This is a genomic window from Streptomyces sp. CNT360 (genome assembly GCF_000424785.1).
Map to the genome: position 1 here is coordinate 49,065 of NZ_AUKO01000030.1, position 20,408 is coordinate 69,472.

Genomic DNA, 20,408 nt, shown 5'->3' on the forward strand with positions numbered 1-20,408 from the left:
ACGCCGCCGTGGCCGCGCAGGCCCTGTCCGCACAGGCACAGGCACAGGCACAGGCGCACGCCGCCGGGCACCCGGGCTTCCTGTCCCCGGCGGGAGCGGAGATCGTCTTCGTTCTTGTCGGGCTCGTCACGCTCGGGGCCGCCCTGGTGACCGTCGCCACCAAGCAGCTCGTGCACGCTGCGCTGTGGCTGGTGGTCGCGCTGGGCGGGATCGCCGTCGAATACCTCCTGCTGACCGCTGAGTTCATCGCCTGGGTACAGGTGCTGATCTATGTCGGTTCCGTCGTCGTTCTCCTCCTGTTCGGCCTCATGCTGACCCGGGCGCCCATCGGACGCTCGCCCGATGCCGACTCGGGCAACCGCTGGGTGGCGCTCGCCGTCTCCCTCGCGGCGGCGGCCACCCTCGTCACCGTCGTCGTGGACGCCTTCCGCACCACGTGGATCGACCTGGAGGCGCCCGCCGGCCCCGGCAGCGGTTCGACCGAGGTGACCGGCACGGCCCTCTTCCGGCACTGGGTGCTGCCCTTCGAGGCGCTCTCCGTCCTGCTCCTCGCGGCGCTGGTCGGCGCCGTCGTGCTCTCCCGTCGCCACCAGGCCGCCACCGCCGACCTGGCGGACTCCACCACCACCGCCGGAGGCAACCCGCCCCCCGGCCCCGGCACGAGGGGCGGCCCCGCCCCCGAGCCCGGCACCAAGGGCGACCCCGCCCCCGGAAACACCACGGCGGACCCCGTCGACGGCAAGGCTGGTGAGCGCTGATGCACCTCGCCTACCCCGCTGTCCTCGCCGTCCTCCTCTTCTGCATCGGCCTCTACGGCGTCCTCGCGCGCCGGAACGCCATCCTCGTCCTCATGGCCGTCGAGCTGATGCTCAACGCCGTCAACCTCAACCTCGTCGCCTTCGACGTCTGGCTCCGCGACACCCTGCACGCGGGCCAGGCGCTCACCCTCTTCACCATCGCGATCGCCGCGGCCGAGATCGGCATCGGCCTGGCCGTCGTCCTGCTCGTGTACCGCAACCGTGGCAGCTCCGACATCGACGGACTCCGGGACCTGCACGAGGACGACGGGCCCGTCACCGGCGCCCCCGGCGGCAGTTCACGCGAGAGGAAAAGTCTGACACCCGCCACTGACAACGACGCCGATCAGGGCCCTGACCAGGCACGTCAGGGTCCGGCCGCCGGGAGGCGCCCCGCGTGAGCACCGTGACCCTCGCAGCGCTCGTCCCCGCTCTTCCCGCGCTCGGTGCGCTCGCCGGAATCCTGTTGGGCCGCCGCGCCCCCGGCTTCGTACGGCCGCTGGCCGTGCTGCCCACCCTCGCCGCCGCAGCGCTCGCGGTCGTCGTCGCGGCCCGGCAGGGCGGCGGGGCGCCGGTGCGGGCCGCGACGGAGCTGGCGCCGACCGGCAACGACGCGCTGCCGGTCCAGTTGGCCCTGCACCTCGACGGTTTCGCCGTGCTCGTCGCCGTCCTGGTGGGGGTCGTCGCCACCTGTGTGCAGCTCTACTCGACCGGCTACCTGCGCGACGACCCGCGCTACGCCTCGTACGCGGCGCTCGTCTCCCTCTTCACGGCCGCGATGCTGCTCGTCGTCTACAGCGACGACCTGATCGTGCTGCTGGTCGGCTGGGAAGTCATGGGCGCGTGCTCGTACTTCCTGGTCGGGCACTACTGGGAGACCCCGGCGGCGCGGACCGCCTCCCTCAAGGCGTTCCTGGTCACCAAGCTGGGTGACGTGCCGTTCCTGATCGGCATCCTGGCGCTGGGCTCCGAGGCGGGCAGCTTCCGCATCAGCACCGTCGTCACCCGGCTGACGTCCTCCCTCTCCGGTTTCGAACTGACGCACCCCACCCTGATCGCCCTGTTGCTGCTGGCCGGGGTGGCGGGCAAGTCGGCGCAGTTCCCGCTGCACTCCTGGCTGCCCGACGCGATGGCCGGCCCGACGCCCGTCTCTGCGCTGATCCACGCGGCGACGATGGTCGCGGCAGGCGTGTACGTGGTGGCGCGGCTGCTGCCCGTGTTCGCCGCGTCCGCCGCCGCGCTGACCGTCCTCGCGGTGGTCGCCGCCGTGACGATGGCCGGCTCCGCACTGGCCGCGCTCGCCCAGGACGACATCAAACGGGTGCTCGCCTACTCGACGATCAGCCAGCTCGGTTACATGGTGGCCGCGCTGGCCGTCGCCGACCGCGGGGCGGCCGTCTTCCACCTGCTCACCCACGGCGCGTTCAAGGCGCTGCTCTTCCTCGCCGCCGGGGTCGTCATCCACGCGGCCGGCACCAACTCGCTGACCGTCATGGCACGGACCGGCGGTCTGGCCAGACGTGCGCCCGACGCCTACTGGACGATGACCATCGCGCTGCTCGCCCTCGCCGCCATTCCGCCGTTCTCCGGCTTCTTCTCCAAGGAAGCCGTGCTGGCGGGTGCCGAGCACGCGGCTTTCGGCGGCGCGCACGCCCCGTTCGCGGGGGTGCACGCGGCACCGGCGAGCGCCGGATGGATCGTCCTGGTGGCGGGGCTGGTCACCGCGCTGCTGACCGCCGGATACGCGGTCCGCCTGTGGCTGCTGGCCTTCCGGGGCGCCCCGGCCGAGGCGCCGCTGGAGGTCGACGAGGAGAAGGCCGCCGAACACGTGCCCGACCGGGTGCCGGAGCAGGCGCCCGAGACGGAACTCGCCTCCCCCGGGGCGGCGTCCGGCCACGCACTCGGGCAGCACCCCGGGCGCCCCGGCACGGCGGGCCACCACCGCGTCCCCCTCGTCATGAACGCCGTCCTGTGGGTGCTCGCGGTGCCCTCCCTCGCCCTCGGGCTCGGCTTCCTCGTCCTGCCCGACTGGTTCGACGGCGCGACCCTCACCCCCACGCCGACCACCTCCGTGCTCGCCACCGGCGTGGCCCTGGTGGGCGGGCTCGTCACCTACGCGACCTGGCGTCACAGCACCGCCCTGGCCACGCTCCACCCCGAGTACGACGCCGACCCCGGGGTGCTGCTGCTCGGCCCCCTGCACCGGCACGCCGCCGCGGGCTTCCACCTGGACGCGCTCTGCAGCGCCCTGGTGGTACGGCCGCTGAACGGTGCGGCCCGGGTGGTGCGGTTCGTGGACCGCGAAGTCGTCGACGCGTACGTGCGGGGCGCCGGACGCGGTTCGCAGTTCCTCGGCGCGGCCGTACGGCGCGCCCAGACGGGCAACGTGCAGACCTACCTCGGCGCGCTGCTGACGGGCTCCCTGGTGGTCGCCGTGATCGCCGTGGTGGCCGCGACCGGAAACGGAGGGGCGTGACGTGATCCCGCTCGACGACACCGCCCTGCAGGCGCTCCTTGCCGCCGTCGTCGCCCTGCCGCTGCTGGGCGCGGTGGCCGCGCTGCTGCCCGCGCCGCCCGGCCTGCGCGGTCGCGGTCCCGACCAGGCGGTGCTGCGGCACGGCGTGACCGTCACCGGTGCGGTGCTCGTGGTGAGCGTCCTGGTGGCGCTCGGATTCGACCACGACCACCCCGGCACCATGCAGGCCGAGACGGACGTCGGCTGGATCCCCGCACTCGGCGTACGGCTGCACCTGGGCATCGACGGCATCTCCCTGCCGCTCCTCGTCCTCACGGCGCTGCTGACGTTCCTGTGCGCCGTCTACGGCTACAAGAAGATGCCGGCCGGGCCGAGCCCGAAGGGCTTCGTCGCCCTGTTGCTGCTGCTGGAGTGCGGCACGCTCGCCACCTTCGCCGTCCTGGACCTGGTGCTGTTCTTCCTGGCGTTCGAGACGGTGCTCATCCCGATGTACTTCCTCATCGCCCGCTGGGGCGGCGAGGGCAGGGGGCCGGCCGCGTGGAAGTTCGTCCTCTACACGCTGCTCGGCTCCGTCGTGATGCTGCTCGGGCTGCTCGTGCTCGGACTGAACGCGCACACCTTCGACATGGTGCGGCTCGCCCAGCAGCACGGTGCGGGGCTGAGCCACACCGTCCAGGTGGTCGCCGCCCTCGCCATCGGACTCGGCCTGGCCGTCAAGGCCCCCATGTGGCCGCTGCACACCTGGCTCCCCGACGCCCACACCGCGGCGCCCACGGTGGGCTCCGTCCTGCTGGCCGGTGTGCTGCTGAAAATGGGCACCTACGGGTTCGTACGGATCCTGCTGGCGGGCGTGCCCGAAGGGGCGCACACCTTCGCGCCGTACCTGGCGGCCTTCGGCGTGGTCGGCATCATCTACGGATCGCTCGTCTGTCTCGCGCTCGCGCGCTCAGGGGCGAAGGGCGATCTGAAGAGGCTCATCGCGTACTCGTCCGTCGGACACATGGGCTTCGTCCTGCTGGGCATCGCCACCCTCACCCACACAGGCGTCAACGGAGCCCTCTACGCGAACATCGCACACGGCCTCGTCACCGGGCTGCTGTTCTTCCTCGTCGGCGCCCTCAAGGACCGCGCGGGCACCAGTGACCTCGACACGCTCGCGGGTACGACGGGCGCCGCGCTCTACGGCAGGGCGCCGCGCCTGGGCGGTCTGCTCGCCTTCGGCGCCGTCGCCTCACTGGGGCTGCCCGGCCTGGCGGGCTTCTGGGGCGAACTGCTCGCCCTGCTGGCCTCCTACCACCCCGCGGCAGGACTCAGCAGGCCCGCGTACCTGGTCTTCCTCGCCCTGGGGGCGCTGGGCACCCTGCTGACGGCCGCCTACCTGCTGGTCGTCGTACGCCGCGTGTGCATGGGCGTCCCGAACGCACCCGCGGGGTCCGGGGAATCTGCGCAACCCGCAGGAACCGCGAGGCCCGCCGCTTCCGCGGGGACGGCGAGCATGCCCGACGTCCGCGGGCACGAGTTCGCGGCCTGGACACCGCTGGTGGTCCTCACCGTGCTCGCCGGGCTGTGGCCCGCGGCCCTCCTGGGGCTGACCGACCCGGCCGTGCAGAGCCTCCTGCCAGGAGTGACCCGATGACAGCCCTCACCGCCACCCACGGAGCGCACACGCTCGTCGGCAGCGCGGCGCCCCAGGCAGCGCACGCGCTCGTGCAGAGCGTCGACTGGGCCGCCGTCGCCCCGCCCGCCATCGCGGCTGCCGCCGCACTGGTCGTCCTGGTGGCCGACCTGTTCCTGCCGGAGCGCCGCAAAGGGCTCCTCGGTCCGCTGTCCGCCACCGCCCTCGCCGTCGCCGGGCTGGCACTCGTCCCGCTGATCGGCGAGAACCGTTCCACCTTCTGCCTCACCTCCGGTACGCACGCGTGCAGCTACGTCGCCGACCCCTTCGCCCTCTCGCTCCAGCTCCTCGTCCTGGGTGGCGCCTTCGTGACCGCGCTGCTGTCCATGGCGCCTGTCCGGCAGGAGCGCCTGCCCGCCGGGGAGTACTGGTTCCTCCTGCTGTCCTCCGCCGCGGGCGCGGCTCTGCTGCCCGCCGCGCGCGACCTGGCGACCCTCGTCGTCGCCCTGGAGGTCGCCTCCCTCCCCGCGTTCGCGCTGGTGGGGCTACGGCGCTCGGAGCGGCTCTCGTCCGAGGCGGCGCTGAAGTTCTTCCTGTCGTCCGTCGCCGCCACCGCCGTGATGCTGCTGGGCGTCAGCTTCGTCTACGCGGCCACCGGCAGCATGCACCTGGAGGTGGTCGCCGAGGCGCTGCCCCGGGCCGACAGCCGACTGGGCACGCTCGCCGCGGCAGGCGCCGCCCTGACCCTGGTCGGTTTCGCGTTCAAGACCGCCGCCGCGCCCTTCCACTTCTGGGTGCCCGACACGTACGTGGGCGCGCCCGTGCCGGTCGCCGCGTACCTGTCGGTGGTCGGTAAGGCAGCCGGTTTCTCCGGGCTCGTCCTGGTGGCCGTGCGGGCCTTCCCGTCGTACGCGCACGCCTGGGCGCCCGTCGTGGCGGTGCTGGCCGCGCTCACCATGACCGTCGGCAACCTGGGCGCCCTGCGGCAGCGGACGGACCGCGCCCACGGGGCGGTCCGGCTGCTCGCCTGGTCCTCCGTCGGACAGGCCGGCTACCTGCTGGTGCCGATCGCCGCAGCCGGACAGTCACAGGGCGGCGGCCGCGCCGTCGGGGCGACGGTCGCCTACGCGCTGATGTACGCCGTGGTGAACCTGGGCGCCTTCGCTGTCGTCGCCGCACAGCGGCAGCCCGGCGGTGACGGCCGGCTCGACGACTTCCGCGGTCTCGCCCGCACCCGCCCGTGGGCCGCCGCGGCGCTCGCCTTCTTCCTGCTGTGCCTGGCCGGACTGCCGCCGGGCATCGTCGGGCTCTTCGCGAAGGTCACGGTCTTCTCCGCGGCCGTGGATGCCGGGCTGGGCTGGCTGGCCGTGGTGATGGCCCTGAACGTCGTCGTCGCTCTCGTCTACTACCTCACCTGGACGGCACTGCTCTTCCGTCCCGCCGCGGAGCCGGCCGCTGCCGGTGCGCAGGCAGGAGAGGGTGCGCCTGCTGCCGGGCACGCCTGCACGCACGCACGCGTGCCCGCACCGTTGCTGGTGACCGTGGCGCTGACCGGCGTGCTCGCCCTGGCCACCTCCGGCGCTCCCCAGCTCCTCCTCCGCTTCGCCGACCTCGCCCTCTTCTGAGGAAGCCGTCGTGCAGGGGCCCGGCGTGGAGGGGCCCGTCGTGAAGGGGTCCACAGCGGGCGGGGGAACCGAGGACAACCGCTCTCCGTTGACGAGAAAGGGAGGGTCCACAGGACGGGGCCGCTGAGGGCGGAAGGTCCGCTCGGCTCAGGGCCCCGGAGCACCATCTGGAGGGCGTACCGTGCACCGCCGGCACAACGGGCTGAGGACAGCTCTTCTCCTGGGAGGGCTGTCCGCTCTCATCCTCGTCATCGGGAGCTTCTTCGGCACGACAGGTCTGGTCGTCGCCCTGCTGGTCGCGCTGGGTACGAACGCGTACGCGTACTGGAACAGCGACAAGCTCGCACTCCGTGCCATGCGCGCCCGGCCGGTCAGCGAGTTCGAGGCCCCGCAGCTGTACCGCATGGTCCGTGAGCTGTCGACGGCCGCCCGGCAGCCCATGCCCCGGCTCTATCTCTCGCCCACCCAGGCACCCAACGCCTTCGCGACCGGCCGCAACCCGCGCAACGCGGCCGTGTGCTGCACGGACGGCATCCTGCGCCTGCTCGACGAGCGCGAGCTGCGCGGTGTGATCGGGCACGAGCTCAGCCACGTCTACAACCGCGACATCCTCATCTCCTCCGTCGCCGGAGCCCTCGCCTCCGTGGTGCTCTTCCTGGTCAACTTCGCCTGGCTGATCCCCTTCGGGCGCTCGGACGACGACGAGGGGCCCGGGCTGGTCGGCATGCTGCTGATCATGCTGCTGGGCCCGGTCGCCGCCTCCCTCATCCAGCTCGCCGTCTCCCGCTCCCGCGAGTACGAGGCGGACGCCTCCGGCGCCCAGCTCACCGGCGACCCGCTGGCGCTCGCCTCCGCGCTGCGCAAGCTGGAGGCCGGCACGTCGCAGCTCCCGCTGCCGCCCGAGCCCCGGCTGGAGACGGCCGGGCACATGATGATCGCCAACCCGTTCCGGCGGGGCGAGGGCGGCATGACGAAGCTGTTCTCCACCCATCCACCGATGGCCGAACGTGTCGCTCGGCTGGAGAAGATGGCAGGCTGGCGCGGGTGAAGACCCTTCTCAATCTCATCTGGCTGATCCTGTCCGGACTGTGGATGGCCATCGGCTACGTGCTGTCCGGTCTCGTCTGCTGCGTGCTCGTCATCACCATCCCGTGGGGCCTCGCGTGCTTCCGCATCGCGGCGTACGCGCTCTGGCCGTTCGGCAGGACCGTCGTCCAGCGGCACGACGCGGGTGCCGCCTCCGGCGTCGGCAACATCATCTGGCTGATATGCGCCGGTATCTGGCTCACCATCGGCCACATCACCCTGGGCGTGGCCCTGTGCGTCAGCATCATCGGCATTCCCTTCGGGATCGCCCATTTCAAGATGGTGCCCATCTCACTGATGCCGCTGGGCCGCGAGATCGTCCCCACGGGCACCCCGGCCGCCTACCCGCACTACCGCTGGTGAGCTTCGGCCCCGCCACTGCCTGCGGCTGCGTACCCGAAGCCGTCCTCGACGCGCGGGGCGGAGCGGAGCCGACGGCGAAGGCGCCCTGTGCCTCGTCCTCGACCCCGCGCCGTTGACCGGCCTCTCCCTCGACGCCCCGCCGACGAGGGAGAACTCACCACTCGCCGCTCCCCGCTCTCCTCACCCGCCCGCCCCCGGCCGACCGCGACCGAGGACAACGGCACGTCCCTCGCCGCGCTCCGCCGCCTGCTGACCTACGGCCGGGCACGGCGGGGGCCGTCATCCGGAGCGGCCCGCGCCACCCGCACGCGTCCGCGCCGCCCCGCGCACCGCTTCAGCGGTAGTTGACGAACTGCAGGGCGAAGTCGAAGTCCTGGTTCTTCAGCAGGGTGATGACTTCCTGAAGGCTGTCGCGGCTCTTCGACGTCACCCGCAGCTCGTCCCCCTGCACCTGCGCCTTGACGCCCTTGGGGCCCTCGTCCCGGATCACCTTGGCGACCTTCTTCGCGTTGTCCTGGGAGATGCCCTCCTGGAGCGACGCGCTGATGCGGTACTCCTTGCCGGAGGCCTGCGGGTCGCCCGCGTCCAGCGCCTTGAGCGAGATACCGCGCTTGATGAGCTTGGACTGGAAGATGTCGAGCACGGCCTTGACCCGCTCTTCCGAGTTCGCCCGCATCTCGATCCGCTCGCCCGACCACGCGAGGGAAGCGTCCACACCCTTGAAGTCGTAGCGCTGGGAGATCTCCTTCGCGGCCTGGTTCAGCGCGTTGTCGACCTCCTGCCGCTCGACCTTCGAGACGATGTCGAAACTGGAGTCGGCCATGGTGAGTTGGCTCCTCGTACATAGATCCGGCAGAAGACGGCGGCCCCGTCACGGAGGCAGCCGTGCGCAAAGCCTAGCCACCCGCGACCGGACCACCGCGCTCTCACACCCGCCGCCGCGCCCACCCCGGCCGACGCCCCCGCGTGGAGGCTGTACGGGGCCCGCGCCCCACGCCGAATCCGGGTGGCGAACCACCCCCGGCCATCGGGTATGGTTTACACCGTTGCCACGGCGCACCGCCCCGGCGGAGTGCCCGGCAGCAATCCCAGGCGGTGTGCCCGAGCGGCCAAAGGGAGCAGACTGTAAATCTGCCGGCTCAGCCTTCCCAGGTTCGAATCCTGGCGCCGCCACAGGATGAAGGAAGCCCCTCTCAACTGGTAAAGCTCCAGGTGAGAGGGGCTTCTTCGTGCACTCGGTGCTGCCCGTGCCGGGATGAGGGTGTCTCACCTCATCCCGCATGGGTCCGAGGTTCGGTCGGCCAGTGTTCCCCAGGCGTTCCCAGCCGCTACCCGGGCAGCGCCCACGCGGCCAGCGCGGCGTCGACGAGACGGTTCGCGCGCCCCCTGGCCCGAGCGAGCACCGTCGCGTCCCCGGAAGAGCACGACGACGCTGCCGGCCCCTCGCCTGGGAGCAAGGTGAGGCTCCACACGGAGTTCGTCACCCCCGCCGCTCACCTTGCTGCACACCGTTGCCGCACACGCCCGGGCAGTTCGCCACGGCGACCCGGGCACCGTGCGCCGTGCGTGCGGGAGGGCCGACGCGCGAAGGAGCCGGCCCTCGTGGAAGCGGTCAGCGTGGCGGCCGGCGAGGAGGGGGAACCCTGTGCAGCAGGTCCCACAGCGGCCAGGAGCCCGCGGCCCAGCGTGCGAGCATCTGCCGGTCGACCAGGTGTATCCGTGTGTCCTCGCTGAACGGCCCGGCATCCCTGGTGAAACGGCCGTTGGTCAGCATGACCACCACGTCGGCCTGGTGTATCGGCCGGGCTGTCCCGTTGAGCCGCTGCAGATCCGGCGTACCGACGGCCGACCCCGCCGGGCCGTGCCGTCGGTGTTTGCACTGGATGACCCACCGCCGTCCGGCCGGGTCGGTCGCGATCACGTCTGCACCGCGGTCGCCGCGGCCACCGGTCCGTACCGCATCCCGGCAGCCGTCCCGGAGCATCAGATCGCGGACCGCGAACTCGAAGGCCGTGTGATCCAACCCGTCCATCTGCGACAACTGGTAGCGCAGTCCCCGAGCCCGTACGGCTTCCCACCGCCGCCGTTGCACCCGCTGCTGCCACCAGAGCGCACCGGCACCGCCCCCCAGCGCGGTGGCGAGGACGAGCACCCACCAGTGCACCAGGAGCCACTGGACCACCGTCACGACCAGGCCCACGCCCAGTACGGCCGCCACCAGGGCGACGACACGCTTCTCTTCCTGCCGCTTGCTCCGCCGCCGACGACGACGCACCGGCGCCCGTCGAACCGGTCGCCGCCCGCTCACCGGGCATCCTCCGGGCGTACCGGCTCACCGGTGGGCAGCGTGATCCGCAGTACCGGAGTCTTCACGTCATGCCGTACGACCGGCGGCACCTCGGGCCTGCCCTGCCTGCCGCGAGGAGCGGCAGAGCTTGCCCCGTCGCCGCTGTTCGCCATCACCAGCAACGCCACGACCGCGACCACCAGTACCGACATCTGCCGGCCCGGTCCCGGAGCCGACCTGGTGTGCGCTTGTACCGGAGTCCCATCCCTACGCGTGTACGCACGGACGTCGACCACATGCCCTCCCCTGACGAGTACCGAGTCCCCCGCTCGAACTCACCAGTGCAGCAGATGGCACTGACAGACGGTCACGGCATGATCCTCGACGGTGATCACCGGAGTCGGGTCTGTCTGTGCGGACCGGACGCGGATCCAACGGCTGCACTTCCTGGTGAGAGGCGGCAACGGAGCAGACAGCAGGACGGATTGCCGTTGCCCTGAAGCGGCTTCGGACGGCGAAGCGGTCCCTGATCAGTTCTCCGGGCTGATCAGGGACCGCTCTTGTGTCTCGAAGGGCATGCCCCGCGGGTGGCGTGGGTGGCTCCCGCTCATCGGCCGCAGCTGATGGCCCCGCCGAGGAGCGCGGCGGCGTTGGTCGCCGAGCCGCAGGTGGAGTGCGCCAGGTCGTTGACCGTCGAGGACGGGGGCGCGGGCTCGGCCGCCGTGGTGGTGCCGGCCGAGCACAGCAGTGCGGCGGCGGCCAACGCGGAAGCCGTCAGGAGGTTCCGTACACGCATGTCGAGCTCCCTCGGTCGCTCAGGGGGAAGGGCTGCTCCATGCGATCGCCCGCCTGCCCCCGGGGCAAGCTCGGGACCTCTGACGGGTGAGCGGAACCACTCGGGGGAGGGGAGCTCGTCCTGGAGTTCGGCCGGGAAGGGTGCCGGGGCAGGAGGAGCGGGCCGGGAGACCGGGGCGGAACCGCGGTGCCGGGCGGGTCAGTTGCCCGCCACTCCGGCGACCTCGTCGATGGCCTCGGGGATCGACATGCGTCCCCCCACCAGTTCCAGCGTCAGCCCGGAGGTGCGGGGCTCGTCCAGCAGGGCGACCAGGACGGCCGCCACGTCGTCCCTGGTCACCTCTGCGCGCCCGGTCTCGGGGGCGAGATGCACCCGGCCCGTGCCCGGCGCATCGGTCAGCCGTCCGGGCCGCAGGACGGTCCAGTCGAGGGTGTCGCGGGCCCGCACGTCGTCGTCGGCGGCGCCCTTGGCGCGCAGGTAGTCCGCGAAGACGGGGTCCATGCCCTCGGGCGTACCCGCGAGAGAGGCGTCCGCGTGCATCGCGGAGACCATCAAATAGCGCCGTACGCCTGCCGCTTCGGCGGCGTCCGCGAACAGGACGGCCGCCCGGTAATCGACGGTCTCCTTGCGCGCGCTGCCGCTGCCGGGTCCGGCGCCGGCCGCGAAGACGACGGCGTCGGCGCCCTCCAGGTGCCGGGCGACCTCGTCCTTGTCGGCCGTCTCCAGATCGCAGACGACGGGTTCGGCGCCTGCCGCGAGCAGGTCGCTCGCCTGTGCCGGGCGACGCAGGATGCCCGCCACCTCGTCTCCGCGCCCGGCGAGCAGCTTCTCCAGCCGCAGCGCGATCTGACCGTGTCCACCAGCGATGACTGTGCGCATGCGACGACCGTACGCCTCCGTGTACCCGGACCAGTGCATCCCCCGGCTTCGAGGCCGACTCCGCGGCTCGCTTCGGGGATCGGCTGCGGAGCTCGGTCCGGCCCTTCGGCCCGGCATGCGGCCCGAGGCTCAGCCCTGGGACTGGCGCGGCAGGCCCAGCTCGCGCGCGCCGATCGGATCGCAGTACTCGCGCACGGCGCTGGTCCGCGCCACCACACGGCCCCGATGGATGACGATCCTGCTGTACGCGAGTGAGAGCACCCCCGCGAGTTCCGTGCCGCGCACCGCGAGAAGCTCCGCGGGGAAACCGGCCTCGACGCGCACCCGGGGCAGCCCCATCGCCGCCCGTGCCCGGGTGCTGATCGCCTCGTAGGCGTCGCGGGGGTGGGCTTCGCCGTGCGTGGCGAGCAGGTAGGCCGCCTCCAACGGGTCGCCGCGGCCCACCTGGTTGGCGGCGTCCCGCAGCGCTCCGCCGCCGGCGGTGACCGGCACGCCGGCGGACGTGAGGAGACGGACGGGTGCCGTGCGGGACGGTGTGGTCGGGGTGGGGCGTTCCAGGAGGCCGCAGTCGCCCTGCGGCAGGCAGACCACGGTCACTCCGGCGGCGGCGAGCTGGTCGGCCGCGCGCTGTGCGACCTGGTGCGGCAGGCGGGCCAGTCCGCCGCACGGTCCGATGGCGACGCGGGAGCGCAGCCCGCCCGCGGCGGCGGCGAGCCGGGCCAGCCGCGCGGGGTCCCCGCCGTCGGTGTGCAGGTCGACGGAGCACCCGTGCTCCGCGGCGATCTCCAGTACGGCCTCGACGTAGCCGCCCGGGTCGGGATCGAGGTCGGGGCAGCCGCCGACCGTCGCGGCGCCCATCTTCACCGCGTCCCGCAGCATCGCCAGGCCCTCGGCGCCCGCGACCCCCGTCAGCAGCCGGGGGACGGCCACGGCGGTCAGGTCGACCAGCCCGCACAGCGCCCGGCGGGCCTGGAGCACCGCCTCCAGGGAGCGCAGCCCGGCCACGTCACCGACGCGTACGTGGCTGCGCAGCGCGGTCGCTCCGTGGCCGAGCTGGAGGAGAGCGGCCTCGGTGGCACGCCGCTGGATGTCCTGGCCGGCCGGGTCGGCACCCGCCGCGTCTCCCGCCGCGAGGCCCGTGCCGATGCCCGCGCCGCCTTCGGAGCCACGGCCGACGCCGCTCCTCGGGACGCCGCCGGCGCCCGCGGAGCCACTTTGCGGACCGCTGCCCACGCCGGCCGTCGAGCCGTCGCCCGCGCCGGAGTTGGGTCCGCTGCCCCGGCTTTCGCCGGGGAGACCGGTGTCGGCGGGACCGTAAGGGTGGCCGGGACGGTCGAGGTGGCCGGAGTCGTCCCCGTCGTCGGGGCGGCCGGGGTCGTCCGGGCGTCCGAGGCGGGGCGGCCCGGCGGTCAGCGCCGTGTCGTAGTGCGCGTGGGGTTCGGCCGGGGCGGGGAGCAGCAGGTAGCCCGACAGGTCGACGCGGGTGCCGCTGTCGTGCGCGTCGCGGAGGCTGCCCGCGGTACCGACCGCCTCGATGCGTTCACCGACGAGCCGTACGTCCACCGTGCGGCCGTCCGCGAGGCGGGCTCCGCACAGCACGAGGGAGTGCGCCGGGCGGGCGGATCGCGAGGAGACGGCGTCGCGGAAGTCGCGTCCCGCTCTCCCCGGTTCCTGCGGCTCGCTGTCGGTCATCTGGCTCCCACGTCGATGTGGGGACGAGCGTAGGACGCCCGGCGAGCGGCGACAGGGAGGAGGCGAATAGTCGTACCGGTGTGGTCCCCGGGCCGCCCGGGACAGGGGGGAGGAGGGGGGTCTCACCAGGCGTCTCAAGGCACGCGGATGGGGCTCATACCGATTTCACGTTTGGCGGCGGGACGTGTAATGTCTTCATCGCTCGCCCCAATAGCTCAGTCGGCAGAGCGTCTCCATGGTAAGGAGAAGGTCAACGGTTCGATTCCGTTTTGGGGCTCTGATGTGAGAGGTCTTCCGTGGGAGATCACCGCATCGTGGCGGTGTAGCTCAGTCGGTAGAGCAAGCGGCTCATAATCGCTGTGTCACCGGTTCAAGTCCGGTCACCGCTACTTCACCGACAGTAGCCGGTTGTGGGGTCTGTCCTTCGATCGGCTACTCTTTCTGCGTTAATCCGTCCGTTCGTCAAGGAGCACTCACGTGGCTGCCACAGACGTCCGCCCGAAGATCACGCTGGCCTGCGTGGAGTGCAAGGAGCGGAACTACATCACGAAGAAGAACCGGCGCAACAACCCGGACAGGCTTGAGATGAAGAAGTTCTGCCCGCGCGACAACCGGCACACCGTGCACCGCGAGACGCGCTGACTTCTCCTTAGCGTCGAGGCCGTCCCCGTCCTTCGGGGTCGGCCTCGTGCTGTGTCCGGCCCCGCCCGCGTGCGGCCGCTCCACGCCCGTTCGTTCCGCGTCCGCCGGTCCCGGGCTCGTCGTTCTGCGTCCGGCTGTGCCGGGCCCGGTGACGTCCGTCCCGGGCACACCGGCCGCCGGCAGCAGATGCCCCGCCGGGCCGCGAAGTCGTGAATCCGCCACCACTGTTCCAGGAGGCGCCGCCGATGGCACTCGACCAGTCCTTCGTCGGGCGGACGTACCCGCCCAGCAGGCCGTACGAGGTCGGCCGGGAGAAGATCCGCGAGTTCGCCGCGGCCATCGGTGACGACAGCCCGGCCTACACGGACGCCGAGGCCGCCGAGGCGCTCGGGTACCCCGAGGTGATCGCGCCGCCCACATTCGTGTTCTCCATCACCTTCCAGGAGGCGGAGCGCGTGGTGCGGGACCCGAAGCTGGGTCTGGACTGGGGCCGCGTGGTGCACCGGGACCAGAAGTTCGCCTACCGCCGTCCCGTCCGTGCCGGAGACGTGCTCGCGGTCACCTCCACCATCGAGTCGATCAAGTCCCTGGCCGGCAACGAGGTCCTGGACATCCGCGGTGAGGTGCGGGACGCGGCGGGCGAGACCGTGGTGACCGTGAACACCAAGCTGGTGGCGCGCGCGGTCGAGGCGCCGGAAGCCGAGTGACAGGGGAGTGACGCAGATGACAGCGCAGGTCGCCTACGCCGACGTCGAGCCGGGCACGAAGCTGCCGGCCCGCAGCTTCCCCGTCGACCGGGACCGGCTGGTGCGCTACGCCGGGGCCTCCGGGGACTTCAACCCGATCCACTGGAACGAGCGCTTCGCCAAGAGCGTCGGGCTTCCCGACGTGATCGCACACGGCATGTTCACCATGGCCGAGGCCGCCCGGGTCGTCACCGACTGGACGGGCGACCCCGGCGCGCTGCTGGAGTACGGGGTGCGCTTCACCAAGCCGGTCGTGGTGGCGGACGACGACGAGGGCGCCGTCATCGAGGTATCGGCCGAGGTGGCCAAGAAGCTGGACGACGAGGCCCGTACGGTGCAGGTCGACCTGACGGTCACCAGCGCCGGCAGCAAGGTGCTGACCCTGTCCCGCGCCGTCGTACGGCTGGCCTGACCACCGCTGCCCCGCCCCGTACGGGACGTACGTCCCGACGCGGCCGCTCAGGGGCCGGGCGCGGGTCGGGGCCGGGGGCGGTGGGCGTCCCCGTAGGCTGGGCGCGTGCAGGAACTCTACGTTGACTCCGGTGTCCCCACGTCCTCGCTGGCCCCGCTGACCACGCTGCGGCTGGGCGGCCCGGCGCGGCGCCTGGTGACGGCCACCACGGACGACGAGGTGATCGCGGCCGTCCGGGAGGCCGACGACGGCGGTACCCCGTTGCTGATCATCGCGGGCGGCAGCAATCTCGTCATCGCGGACGAGGGCTTCGACGGCACCGTCCTGCGCATCGCGACCGCCGGGTTCTCCCTCGCGGGCGGCAGCCTGGAGCTGGCGGCCGGGGAGAACTGGTCGGACGCCGTCGCCCGTACCGTCGAGGCGGGGCTGGCGGGCATCGAGTGCCTGGCGGGCATCCCGGGCTCCGCGGGCGCCACGCCCGTGCAGAACGTCGGTGCCTACGGCCAGGAGGTCTCCAGCACCCTCACCGAGGTCGTCGCCTACGACCGGCAGACCCAGCAGATCGTCACCCTCTCGAACGCCGAGTGCGGCTTCTCCTACCGGCACAGCCGCTTCAAGGCCGACCCGCAGCGCCACGTCGTGCTGCGCGTCCGCTTCGCGCTGGAGAACGCGGAGGGCCTCTCGGCCCCGATCGCGTACGCGGAGACCGCGCGCCTTCTCGGCGTGGAGGCCGGCGAGCGGGTGCCCGCGGCGCAGGCGCGCGAGGCCGTGCTGCGGCTACGCGCGGGCAAGGGCATGGTGCTCGATCCCGAGGACCACGACACCTGGTCCGCCGGCTCCTTCTTCACCAACCCGGTCCTGGACGAGCAGCAGTTCGCCGCCTTCGTCGACCGGGTACGCGAGCGGCTGGGCCCCGAGGTGGCGCCGCCCGCCTACCCCGCGGGGGAGGGCCGCACGAAGACCTCGGCGGCCTGGCTCATCGACAAGGCGGGCTTCACCAAGGGGTACGGCGACGGCCCGGCCCGCATCTCCACCAAGCACACCCTGGCGCTGACCAACCGCGGCTCGGCCACCACCGCCGACCTGCTGGCGCTGGCCCGCGAGGTGCGGGACGGGGTACGCGACGCGTTCGGCGTCACCCTCACCAACGAGCCGGTGACGGTCGGCTGCGCCCTGTGACAGCCGGCGCGGGCCCGTACGCGGGGCGCAGGCCCCCGGGGCGGTCGCCGTGCGTGAGCGCTTCCCGCGGGGCGGGCGCCGTCAGAAGGCGACGCCGACGTCCTGTCCGACCGCGGCCGGGTCGACGGCGAGCGCCAGCATCGCATGGGCGATGTCCGCCCGCCCGATGACTCCGGCACCGCGCGGATTCACCCCGTACGCCGTCCGGTAGGTGCCGCGCAGCGGCTTGTCCAGCAGCCGGGGAGGCCGGACCACTGTCCAGTCGGTGGCGCTGCGGTGCACGGCGGCCTCCATGACCCGCAGGTCGTCGTAGACGGGTCGGAGCACCTTCGAGACGAGCGGCATGGCGACCCGCCGGTTCCAGAACGTCTGGTCGTCGCCTTCGTCCGCCAGCGGGGCCGCACCAACCCCTCGTCCAGCTCGATGCCTACCTGCGCGCCGAACAGGACGCAGGGCGCGTCCGCCGGGACGCCGACACCTGCGCCGCCGCCGCGCTGTTGACGGGAGCCTGCGCGCAGCGGTCGTTCGCGTACGGGGCCACGTCGGGACCGCCCCAGCCGGAGGACGCGTTCGCCACCTCGGTCGTCCGCGCCGTGCTGGACGGCATCGGCTGAGAGCCGCGGTGGGCCGACGCCGGGTCAGACCGGGTCAGGCGCTGCCGGGGCGCTCGGCTGCCGGTGCCGACCAGGCGTCGATGTCGGCCAGCATGCCGGCACGCACGTCCTCGGGCATCGCGGCGCCCCGCACCGACTGGCGGGCCAGCTCCGCGAGTTCGGCGTCCGTGAAGCCGTGCACGCGCCGCACCAGCTCGTACTGCGCCGCCAGCCGCGAGCCGAACAGCAAGGGGTCGTCCGCGCCCAGCGCCATCGGCACCCCGGCGTCCCACAGGGCCCGCACCGGCACGTCCTCGGCCTTGTCGTAGACGCCCAGTGCCACGTTGGAGGCGGGGCAGACCTCGCAGGTGACGTTCCGCTCGGCGAGCCGGGCGAGCAGCCACGGGTCCTCGGCGGCGCGCACCCCGTGGCCGACCCGGGAGGCGCGCAGGTCGTCGAGGCAGTCGCGGACGCTGCTCGGGCCCGACAGCTCGCCGCCGTGCGGGGCGGCCAGCAGTCCGCCGTCCCGGGCGATGGTGAAGGCGCGGTCGAAGTCCCGGGCGAAACCGCGGCGTTCGTCGTTGGACAGGCCGAATCCGACGATGCCCTGGTCCTTGTAGCGCACCGCCAGCCGTGCGAGCGTCCGGGCCTCCAGCGGGTGCTTCATCCGGTTCGCTGCCACCACCACGCGGATGCCGAGTCCGGTGTCCCGCGAGGCCGTCCCGGCGGCGTCCAGGATGATCTCCAGCGCGGGCGTCAGCCCGCCGAGCCGGGGCGCGTACGAGGTGGGGTCGACCTGGATCTCCAGCCAGCGCGCGCCGTCCTGCACGTCCTCCTGCGCCGCCTCCCGCACCAGCCGCTGGATGTCCTCCGGCTCCCGCAGGCAGGAGCGTGCGATGTCGTAGAGCCGCTGGAAGCGGAACCAGCCGCGCTCGTCCGTCGCCCGCAGCTTGGGGGGTTCGCCACCGCTGAGCGCGTCCGGCAGGTGGACGCCGTACTTGTCGGCCAGCTCCAGCAGGGTGGAGGGCCGCATCGACCCGGTGAAGTGCAGGTGCAGGTGGGCTTTCGGCAGCGCGCGCAGGTCCCGCTCTCCGGAAGAGTGCAACATCCCAAGATCCTGCCGCATGCGGGGCCCCGACAGGTAGCCGGATACCGGAAGGGGGCACACCGAAAGCGTGCGCGAAAAGCGGGAGCGGGTCGGGGACGTGTGCCCCGGCCCGCTCCCGCGGTGCGCTCGGCGTGCGCGGCTCGGCCGCGTGCCGTGGCCGCTGCGCTCAGTCGCGCGCCTCGGCCAGCAGCTTCTGGATCCGGGAGACGCCCTCCACCAGGTCCTCGTCGCCCAGGGCGTAGGACAGGCGCAGGTACCCGGGGGTGCCGAAGGCCTCGCCCGGAACGACGGCGACCTCCACCTCCTCCAGGATCAGCGCTGCCAGCTCGACGGAGGTCTTCGGACGCCTGCCGCGGATGTCCTTGCCCAGCAGGCCCTTCACCGACGGGTAGGCGTAGAAGGCGCCCTCGGGCTCCGGGCAGACCACGCCGTCGATCTCGTTGAGCATCCGCACGATGGTGCGGCGGCGCCGGTCGAAGGCCTCCCGCATCGCGGCGACCGCTTCCAGGTCCCCGGAGACGGCGGCCAGCGCGGCGGCCTGCGAGACGTTGCTGACGTTCGAGGTGGCGTGCGACTGGAGGTTGGTGGCCGCCTTCACCACGTCCTGCGGGCCGATGACCCAGCCCACGCGCCAGCCCGTCATGGCGTACGTCTTGGCCACGCCGTTGACGATCACGCACTTGTCCTGCAGCTCGGGCACGACCACCGGCAGCGAGGAGAACTCGGCGTCCCCGTAGACCAGGTGCTCGTAGATCTCGTCGGTGAGCACCCACAGCCCGTGCTCCAGCGCCCAGCGGCCGATCTCCTCGACCTGGGCGCGCGGGTAGACGGCGCCGGTCGGGTTGGACGGCGAGACGAACAGCACGACCTTCGTCTTCTCGGTGCGCGCCGCCTCCAACTGCTCGACGCTCACCCGGTACCCGGTCGTCTCGTCCGCGGTGACCTCGACGGGGACGCCGCCCGCCAGCCGGATCGACTCCGGGTAGGTGGTCCAGTACGGAGCGGGCACGATGACCTCGTCGCCCGGGTCGAGCAGTGCGGCGAACGCCTCGTAGATGGCCTGCTTGCCGCCGTTGGTGACCAGGACCTGGGACGCCTCGATCCGGTAGCCGGAGTCGCGGAGCGTCTTGTCGGCGATGGCGGACTTCAGTTCGGGGAGTCCACCGGCGGGGGAGTAGCGGTGGTTCTTCGGGTCGCGCGCGGCGGCGACGGCGGCCTCGACGATGTAGTCGGGCGTGGGGAAGTCGGGCTCGCCGGCGCCGAACCCGATCACGGGGCGCCCGGCGGCCTTCAGCGCCTTGGCCTTGGCGTCCACGGCCAGCGTGGCGGACTCGGAGATCGCGCTGATGCGGGCCGACAGGCGGCGCTCGGACGGTGGCTGTGCAGGGGGAGTCGCTGCGGTCATACAGGGCATGTAACCAGACCCGCCGGACCCGCGGCACAGCGGTTTGACCGGGCGGGGAGCCGATCGCGTCCGCTGCGGTGACGGTTCCTGTTCGACGCCCGGCCGCTGAGCACGTACACTCACACGTCGTTGGCCTTCGCCCATCGATCACACAGCGTCGTCGGCGCGCACGTCGTGCGACTGTGTGGATGCGGTAGGTTGAGGGAAACACCAAAGGGTCGTAGCTCAATTGGTAGAGCACTGGTCTCCAAAACCAGCGGTTGGGGGTTCGAGTCCCTCCGGCCCTGCTACACACACGTCGCCAAGGTGTGTGCGTGCGTACGTGTTGCGAACGACTGAATGCACTGACATTGCACCGCCGTGCGGCCGGGCCGGACGCCGCAGGGCAACGACCCGGATCAGGTGAGGACGAGTGACGGAGATCACGGATACCACCGAGGTCCCCGAGCCCGGAGGGTCGTCCGAGGGCAACAAGAAGGCCCGTAAGGGCGGTAAGCGGGCGAAGAAGGGGCCACTGGCCCGCCTCGCTCTCTTCTACCGGCAGATCATCGCGGAGCTTCGCAAGGTCGTCTGGCCGACGCGGCAGCAGCTCTCCACGTACACGAGCGTGGTGATCGTCTTCGTCGTCATCATCATCGCCTTGGTGTTCGTGATTGACTATGGGCTGACCGAAGTCATGAAACACGTCTTCGGCTGACCACCCGCGC

The 20,408-nt window shown here is 72.4% G+C and carries 21 protein-coding genes, 4 tRNA genes and 1 pseudogene; 17 read left to right on the plus strand and 9 right to left on the minus strand.

What is annotated here, in order from left to right:
* Positions 1-23 precede the first annotated feature (23 nt).
* The 7 genes from H297_RS37860 (at position 24) to H297_RS0122390 (ending at position 7,962) form a co-directional block, all read left to right on the plus strand.
* On the plus strand, positions 24-758 hold the full coding sequence (locus H297_RS37860) for an NADH-quinone oxidoreductase subunit J (protein WP_078514470.1): 735 nt from the start codon (positions 24-26) through the stop codon (positions 756-758).
* The gene (nuoK, locus tag H297_RS0122365; RefSeq protein ID WP_027738873.1) at positions 758-1,198 is read left to right on the plus strand and encodes an NADH-quinone oxidoreductase subunit NuoK; all 441 of its coding nucleotides are present in this window, start codon (positions 758-760) and stop codon (positions 1,196-1,198) included. The genes H297_RS37860 and nuoK overlap by 1 nt, the downstream gene beginning before the upstream one ends.
* On the plus strand, positions 1,195-3,273 hold the full coding sequence (locus H297_RS0122370) for an NADH-quinone oxidoreductase subunit L (RefSeq protein WP_027738874.1): 2,079 nt from the start codon (positions 1,195-1,197) through the stop codon (positions 3,271-3,273). Before nuoK ends, H297_RS0122370 begins: the two co-directional genes overlap by 4 nt.
* Position 3,274: 1 nt before the next feature.
* A complete protein-coding gene (locus H297_RS0122375; RefSeq protein ID WP_027738875.1) occupies positions 3,275-4,909 on the plus strand; it encodes an NADH-quinone oxidoreductase subunit M in 1,635 nt (544 codons plus the stop codon).
* Positions 4,906-6,513, plus strand: a complete 1,608-nt coding sequence (locus H297_RS0122380) for an NADH-quinone oxidoreductase subunit N (RefSeq protein WP_027738876.1) — start codon at positions 4,906-4,908, stop codon at positions 6,511-6,513. The genes H297_RS0122375 and H297_RS0122380 overlap by 4 nt, the downstream gene beginning before the upstream one ends.
* A 181-nt stretch (positions 6,514-6,694) precedes the next feature.
* Positions 6,695-7,561 carry a zinc metalloprotease HtpX gene (gene htpX, locus H297_RS0122385; protein WP_027738877.1) on the plus strand — a complete coding sequence of 289 codons (867 nt, stop codon included), beginning with the start codon at positions 6,695-6,697 and terminating at the stop codon, positions 7,559-7,561.
* Positions 7,558-7,962: a YccF domain-containing protein gene (locus tag H297_RS0122390; RefSeq protein ID WP_027738878.1), complete on the plus strand. Its 405-nt coding sequence runs from the start codon at positions 7,558-7,560 to the stop codon at positions 7,960-7,962. Before htpX ends, H297_RS0122390 begins: the two co-directional genes overlap by 4 nt.
* A 334-nt stretch (positions 7,963-8,296) precedes the next feature.
* On the opposite strand, the gene H297_RS0122395 is transcribed toward H297_RS0122390, so the two are convergent.
* Positions 8,297-8,785: a YajQ family cyclic di-GMP-binding protein gene (locus H297_RS0122395; RefSeq protein WP_027738879.1), complete on the minus strand. Its 489-nt coding sequence runs from the start codon at positions 8,783-8,785 to the stop codon at positions 8,297-8,299.
* A 268-nt stretch (positions 8,786-9,053) separates the two neighbouring features.
* Here H297_RS0122395 and H297_RS0122400 point away from each other — a divergent pair.
* Positions 9,054-9,135 (plus strand) — tRNA-Tyr (locus H297_RS0122400).
* A gap of 439 nt (positions 9,136-9,574) precedes the next feature.
* Here H297_RS0122400 and H297_RS0122405 read toward each other — a convergent pair.
* The 5 genes from H297_RS0122405 to H297_RS40805 all read right to left on the minus strand — a co-directional run bounded on the left by H297_RS0122405 (position 9,575) and on the right by H297_RS40805 (position 13,616).
* Positions 9,575-10,270 (minus strand): restriction endonuclease, encoded by a 696-nt coding sequence (locus H297_RS0122405; RefSeq protein ID WP_486589624.1) that lies wholly within the window; start codon positions 10,268-10,270, stop codon positions 9,575-9,577.
* Positions 10,267-10,461 (minus strand): hypothetical protein, encoded by a 195-nt coding sequence (locus H297_RS0122410; RefSeq protein WP_027738881.1) that lies wholly within the window; start codon positions 10,459-10,461, stop codon positions 10,267-10,269. Before H297_RS0122410 ends, H297_RS0122405 begins: the two co-directional genes overlap by 4 nt.
* 395 nt (positions 10,462-10,856) lie before the next feature.
* Positions 10,857-11,045: a hypothetical protein gene (locus H297_RS0122415; protein WP_027738882.1), complete on the minus strand. Its 189-nt coding sequence runs from the start codon at positions 11,043-11,045 to the stop codon at positions 10,857-10,859.
* 198 nt (positions 11,046-11,243) lie between these two features.
* Positions 11,244-11,924, minus strand: coding sequence for an SDR family oxidoreductase (locus H297_RS0122420; RefSeq protein WP_027738883.1), 681 nt, complete (start codon positions 11,922-11,924; stop codon positions 11,244-11,246).
* A 129-nt stretch (positions 11,925-12,053) separates the two neighbouring features.
* The gene (locus tag H297_RS40805; protein ID WP_027738884.1) at positions 12,054-13,616 is read right to left on the minus strand and encodes a hydrolase; all 1,563 of its coding nucleotides are present in this window, start codon (positions 13,614-13,616) and stop codon (positions 12,054-12,056) included.
* A gap of 204 nt (positions 13,617-13,820) precedes the next feature.
* On the opposite strand from H297_RS40805, the gene H297_RS0122430 reads away from it, so the two are divergent.
* From H297_RS0122430 to H297_RS0122455, 6 genes are all read left to right on the plus strand, one after another.
* Positions 13,821-13,893 (plus strand) — tRNA-Thr (locus H297_RS0122430).
* 39 nt (positions 13,894-13,932) lie between these two features.
* Positions 13,933-14,005: transfer RNA gene (locus H297_RS0122435), tRNA-Met, on the plus strand.
* A gap of 88 nt (positions 14,006-14,093) precedes the next feature.
* The gene (rpmG, locus tag H297_RS0122440) at positions 14,094-14,258 is read left to right on the plus strand and encodes a 50S ribosomal protein L33 (RefSeq protein WP_019354206.1); all 165 of its coding nucleotides are present in this window, start codon (positions 14,094-14,096) and stop codon (positions 14,256-14,258) included.
* A gap of 245 nt (positions 14,259-14,503) precedes the next feature.
* A complete protein-coding gene (locus H297_RS0122445) occupies positions 14,504-14,965 on the plus strand; it encodes a MaoC family dehydratase N-terminal domain-containing protein (protein ID WP_027738885.1) in 462 nt (153 codons plus the stop codon).
* A gap of 16 nt (positions 14,966-14,981) precedes the next feature.
* Positions 14,982-15,416 (plus strand): MaoC family dehydratase, encoded by a 435-nt coding sequence (locus H297_RS0122450; protein WP_027738886.1) that lies wholly within the window; start codon positions 14,982-14,984, stop codon positions 15,414-15,416.
* A 105-nt stretch (positions 15,417-15,521) separates the two neighbouring features.
* A complete protein-coding gene (locus H297_RS0122455) occupies positions 15,522-16,595 on the plus strand; it encodes a UDP-N-acetylmuramate dehydrogenase (protein ID WP_027738887.1) in 1,074 nt (357 codons plus the stop codon).
* Between the two features lie 81 nt (positions 16,596-16,676).
* Here H297_RS0122455 and H297_RS37865 read toward each other — a convergent pair whose 3' ends face one another.
* Positions 16,677-16,940 carry an NAD(P)H-binding protein gene (locus tag H297_RS37865; protein WP_051352085.1) on the minus strand — a complete coding sequence of 88 codons (264 nt, stop codon included), beginning with the start codon at positions 16,938-16,940 and terminating at the stop codon, positions 16,677-16,679.
* A gap of 47 nt (positions 16,941-16,987) precedes the next feature.
* Here H297_RS37865 and H297_RS37870 point away from each other — a divergent pair.
* Positions 16,988-17,209: pseudogene (locus tag H297_RS37870) on the plus strand (TetR/AcrR family transcriptional regulator C-terminal domain-containing protein); the annotation flags it as partial.
* A gap of 34 nt (positions 17,210-17,243) precedes the next feature.
* On the opposite strand, the gene H297_RS0122470 reads toward H297_RS37870, so the two are convergent.
* Positions 17,244-18,314, minus strand: a complete 1,071-nt coding sequence (locus tag H297_RS0122470; protein WP_037795125.1) for an adenosine deaminase — start codon at positions 18,312-18,314, stop codon at positions 17,244-17,246.
* A 148-nt stretch (positions 18,315-18,462) separates the two neighbouring features.
* Complete coding sequence (locus H297_RS0122475; protein ID WP_027738889.1) at positions 18,463-19,701, minus strand: pyridoxal phosphate-dependent aminotransferase; 1,239 nt, start codon at positions 19,699-19,701, stop codon at positions 18,463-18,465.
* 214 nt (positions 19,702-19,915) lie between these two features.
* Between H297_RS0122475 and H297_RS0122480 the strand changes: the two genes are divergently transcribed.
* Together H297_RS0122480 and secE are read left to right on the plus strand one after the other, a co-directional pair.
* A tRNA-Trp gene (locus H297_RS0122480) sits at positions 19,916-19,988 on the plus strand.
* Between the two features lie 125 nt (positions 19,989-20,113).
* Positions 20,114-20,398 (plus strand): preprotein translocase subunit SecE, encoded by a 285-nt coding sequence (secE, locus tag H297_RS0122485; RefSeq protein ID WP_027738890.1) that lies wholly within the window; start codon positions 20,114-20,116, stop codon positions 20,396-20,398.
* Positions 20,399-20,408: the final 10 nt, after the last annotated feature.